The sequence below is a fragment of the Pseudovibrio sp. Ad26 genome (assembly GCF_001623285.1).
Lineage (GTDB): Bacteria > Pseudomonadota > Alphaproteobacteria > Rhizobiales > Stappiaceae > Pseudovibrio > Pseudovibrio ascidiaceicola.
The window spans coordinates 1-4,384 of the sequence record NZ_LMCE01000042.1; the positions used below are offsets into that span (position 1 = coordinate 1).

Sequence of the window (4,384 nt, forward strand, 5' to 3'; positions counted from 1 at the left end):
GACAAACTCTTCTCGAAGTTTCATTGTTGAACACTCTTTCCAAGGCATCCCGGTCCCTCCCTGAATGCCATGTTAATGTGTCAACCATCTCTCCGAACACCTGTCACCTATGTCTCCGGTATGTACACTCGATGCGGGATGACACTGAGAGGGGCGCGTTGAGGAGAACTCAGAGCACTCTGGCGGATAACAAGGGTGTGTTTGGCGAAGGTCAAGTGATGGGTGGTGTGCTGGGTGTATGAGTGGGACCTGCAGATTGCATTGGTGAGGTGCCGGGAAGAGCGCTTTCCGGACTATAGAGAGTTGTTTTCGTTGAAAGTTTCGTATCTGGCTCTCATCCTTTTGGGCGGGGCAATGTTGTTTGCCGGTGGTGCGCAGGCGCAAGGCAAAATCACCAATCATGTGGCCGAGGGAAACCTGCAGGTGACCCATAATGTGGGCTGTATTGCGCGGGAGGACGTCAAGACGAGTTACACTCCGGCTGACCTTTATGCGTCGATTTTTGATTGCATTGAGAAGGAGCAGTATGGCTCTGCCGTTGATCTTTATGTGATGGCGTTTGCGCGTGGCACCTTTGATATGCAGCGGGTGAAGGATAAGAGCGCGTATCAGGCGCTTTCTGTGCTGCGGATGGTGACGTTTCAAAAGATGGACGAGGCGCAGCGCACTGCGTTTGGTTCAGCGCTGGAAAATTACAGCAAGGACGGTATTGCCGAAGCCTGTGAGTTTCTGAAGGGGCAGGATGCGCCGGATTACTACCCGAAATACATGATTGCGCACGGTATGGGCGCCTTCACGAACAAGGATGATGACGGGCTGGTCACGCCGTTTGATGCCGCTGCTGCATGGCAACTGACCCTGACAAAAGCTGGCATTTGCGCTGGTAAATAAGCGCTGGGCTTTGGTGCCAACTGCGGATTGTGTTTGATTTTTCCTCCTCTTGCGCGTGCTTGAGGAGGATGGATGCGTTTGATATTAGCCAGAGCTGGTTTGTGGGTGGCATTCTTGCTCTGGTGGTCATAGTGAAGCAAAAACAATATATTAAGACGCTCGTGCTGGCTTTTGCTGCTATGCTGGCAGCTTATAATGCGCAGGCTGAAGGCGGTCGCATCTCTCGTGAGTGCAAGGAACTGTCGAAAATTACGCCGGATGTTGAGCTGCCGATGATTGCGGCTGCAGTTTCTGAGTGTGCCAGTCACAGAGATCCTACGCGCAAACTTTCAATCTTTCTGAGTGGGCTGATCAAGGTGCAGTTTGATGCGCGTCGCGTTGAAGGCACGTCGGTTCGCTCTGCGACCATGTTCTATCAAATGCTTACTTTCCTCAAAATGACTGAAGCTGAGAAAGAGCAGTTCAAGCGTGATGGGAAAGAGTTTGCTGAAGAGGCGCGCATACTGACATGCGATGAGATGGGTCGTCAGGGACCGCCAACTTATCATCCGTGGTGGTTTGTGAAAGTTGCGCAAGAGAAATCGCAGCATGAGCGAGCTGGCAAGATTAAAGAGATTGATGCTGCTGCTGAGTGGGATGCGGTGCTGACGAAGTTCTGTTCCAGTAAATAAGCGCTGGCCTGCGGAGGGTGGTGGCTCCGCAGGCCAGCAGGGTGCTTTCCGCGAGGATGCGGGGTGTAGGTGCGTTCTCGCTTCCGGCACCGGAGCGGATGGCAGTGTTGCCAAATGCTCTTACACAGTGCGCCTGCATTTGCTCCACGTGGGCAGGTTCCCTTGCTTTGTGGAGCGCTGGGCGGGCTTATTCAGGAAGCGGAATTTTGGTGTTTATCGGCTGCGGATGAGCGACTCGCTCTCCTGCGTATTCCCGAAAAGTGCTAGCGGTTTTCGGATTAGAATACGCATTAGATAAAGTTCCGCAGCGTTTTTGGAGTGCTTCCAGTCGGTCGTGGAAGGCATGATGCAAAGTGAATAAAGCATCGCGTTCGCTGCTGTGCTGCAGTCTCTCAGTCAGCAGTAAGTGCTGCATATAGCTGAGGTTCTGCAGGTCAGAGACAACGACGAGGACTTCGTCTATTTCATTTTGGAACGTATTTGTGGTGCCACAGGCACATGCGGAGTCGGTCATTCTCAATCCCTTTGTCTTTACAGGGTTGAACAACCGCGCGACAGCAAGACTTTCTAGGGCCCACTGGCGAGCGGGAGGCTAGAAACCTGTAAGACAGACAGGCGAGTTTATTCCCTCCCGAAGAAGGTATTGTATTCACCGCCCTCCCGCTCATAGCAAAGGGTTTGTGCGCTACCTATAAAGCAGGCACAAAAAATCCGCCAGTTAACGGGAGCGGTTACCGCTGTCTTAGAGGAGGTTTCTAGGCCTCATGTATGAATGTGGAATGAAAACCTGAGGTTGTCAAATTGTCGGTTTTGACGAGGGTGTGGATGGTGGGGGAGAGAAATAAAACCTAGAGATGTGCATTGTTCATTGAAACTTTGATTAAAATAAGCTCATTATCATAGTGTTCAACTTCTAGTTGGTGATTGTGATGGAAAATTTTGCTGAAGTTAGTGTGATTGTATCGGGTATTTCGTGTCTTTTGATATTGATTGTATTGCTCAAGATTCGAAAGATTAGCGGGAGTAATGATGAGGTTAAAATTGCAGAAGACCTCTCTCATGTTAGATCTTCTAATAATGATATTTCAAATAAAATTGATATCCTAAAAGAACTTATCAGCTCAAATAATGAATCAATCAATTCTCATCTTAGTAAGCAACGTGAGGAATCTGGCAATAGTGCATCCTCTCTTCGGAAGGAGGTTGTAGAAAGTATTAATAAACTTTCTGATTCAAATAGAGATCAGTTCAAGCTGTTTGGTAATACTCTGAATGATCAGTTAGATAAATCTACAAAAGTACAAACTCAATTGGCCAAGACACTCAGCGAACAACAAGATGCGTTGAAGCGAAAATTAGATGAAAAGATCAAAGATCTGAGAACAGATCTTGAATCTCAAATCCAATCGCTTTCAAAACGGAATAGTGAAAGGATTGGTGAACTCACAAGTGTGCAGAAGGAGCAGTTTGAACTCTTTACTAAAACACTGAGTGAGGGACAAAAACGGCATGATTTAGGACAAGAGAAACTCACTAAATCGCTAAATGAACAACAAGAAGCGTTGAGAAGCAAACTTGACTCGAAGCTCAAAGACCTCAGCGACGAAAATGCGAAGAAGCTTGACGAAATGCGGAAGACTGTAGATGAGAAGCTGCAGTCTACTCTTGAAAAGCGTCTCGGAGAATCGTTCAAGCAAGTAAGCGAACGCCTTGAGCAAGTTCATAAAGGACTAGGCGAGATGCAAACGCTTGCTGGGAATGTCGGAGACCTAAAAAGAACACTCACAAATGTTAAAACTCGCGGTACATGGGGAGAAGCACAGCTAGCGAGCTTGCTTGCTGATATGTTGACTTCTGATCAATATATAGAAAATGCTGAAGTTAAGAAAAACTCTCTTGAACGAGTAGAGTTTGCAATACAGTTGCCGGGGAAAGATGAAGATGAAGCGTCGGTATTGCTACCGATAGATTCAAAGTTTCCGGTCGAAGCTTATGAGCGACTGCGCGATGCTGCCGAAATTGGTGATAAAGGGCCTGAAGAAAAAGCAGCAGCAGAACTGGAGCGAAGCATTATTGGTTTCGCAAAAACAATCAGTACAAAATATATAAATCCGCCAAGTACTACTGATTTTGCGATTATGTATCTGCCAACGGAAGGACTTTTTGCTGAAGTTCTTCGCCGTCCAGGGCTTGCTGATAAACTTCAAAGAGAACTCCGAGTTATAGTAACTGGCCCAACGACATTTGCAGCACTTCTCAGTAGCCTGCAAATGGGTTTTCGTACTCTTGCTGTTCAAAAAAGATCTAGTGAAGTTTGGCAGGTATTGGCCGCAGTAAAGACTGAATTTGGAAAATTTGGGAAAACCCTTGCTAGCGTTCGGAAAAAGATCGATGCAGCAGGAAAAGAGTTTGAGAATGTAGAGGTGAGGACCAGAGCTTTAGATCGTAATTTGAGAACGGTTGAAGCTCTGCCTGAAACTAACTCAGAAGAGGTTCTAGGTATTCAGGCAGCAATAAAAGAAGGTGCATTAGATCCAGTTTGAAGCAAAATTCAGTGCTTCGTGAGGCTATGCGCGAGAAGCGGGTCCTCGAAGGACCCGTTTTCATATCTGAGTGATGCTTTAGTACGTTGTAGAGTGCATCGGCGTCTTCGGTGTGTTCCAGTAGGGTTGTGGCTAAGGCTTGAGCAGGTGGCTCTGGATCCCTGTGTGTTTGTTTTGTGCTTGAATGGTAGCGAGGCGGAGGTCGTTGGGTCCCAGATCAGAGCCCAGCACGGCTTTAGATCGTGACGCGGCCAGACCCCGCCTCGCATGTATTACCAA

Annotated in this window: 4 protein-coding genes; 3 read left to right on the forward strand and 1 reads right to left on the reverse strand. The window is 47.7% G+C overall.

The features are described 5' to 3' along the window. Positions 1-312: 312 nt before the first annotated feature. Both PsAD26_RS05820 and PsAD26_RS05825 read left to right on the forward strand, forming a co-directional pair. Positions 313-891 carry a hypothetical protein gene (locus PsAD26_RS05820; protein ID WP_208985530.1) on the forward strand — a complete coding sequence of 193 codons (579 nt, stop codon included), beginning with the start codon at positions 313-315 and terminating at the stop codon, positions 889-891. A 68-nt stretch (positions 892-959) separates the two neighbouring features. Further along, positions 960-1,562: a hypothetical protein gene (locus PsAD26_RS05825; RefSeq protein WP_063309650.1), complete on the forward strand. Its 603-nt coding sequence runs from the start codon at positions 960-962 to the stop codon at positions 1,560-1,562. Between the two features lie 187 nt (positions 1,563-1,749). On the opposite strand, the gene PsAD26_RS05830 is transcribed toward PsAD26_RS05825, so the two are convergent. Beyond that, positions 1,750-2,076 carry a hypothetical protein gene (locus PsAD26_RS05830; protein ID WP_063309651.1) on the reverse strand — a complete coding sequence of 109 codons (327 nt, stop codon included), beginning with the start codon at positions 2,074-2,076 and terminating at the stop codon, positions 1,750-1,752. Between the two features lie 415 nt (positions 2,077-2,491). On the opposite strand from PsAD26_RS05830, the gene rmuC reads away from it, so the two are divergent. Further along, a complete protein-coding gene (gene rmuC, locus PsAD26_RS05835) occupies positions 2,492-4,105 on the forward strand; it encodes a DNA recombination protein RmuC (protein WP_063309652.1) in 1,614 nt (537 codons plus the stop codon). The last annotated feature ends 279 nt before the right edge of the window (positions 4,106-4,384 follow it).

Coding starts and splice junctions, on each gene's coding strand:
- PsAD26_RS05825 (WP_063309650.1), top strand. CDS start 960: ATGGATGCGTTTGATATTAGCCAGAGCTGGTTTGTGGGTGGCATTCTT.
- PsAD26_RS05830 (WP_063309651.1), bottom strand. CDS start 2,076: ATGACCGACTCCGCATGTGCCTGTGGCACCACAAATACGTTCCAAAAT.
- rmuC (WP_063309652.1), top strand. CDS start 2,492: ATGGAAAATTTTGCTGAAGTTAGTGTGATTGTATCGGGTATTTCGTGT.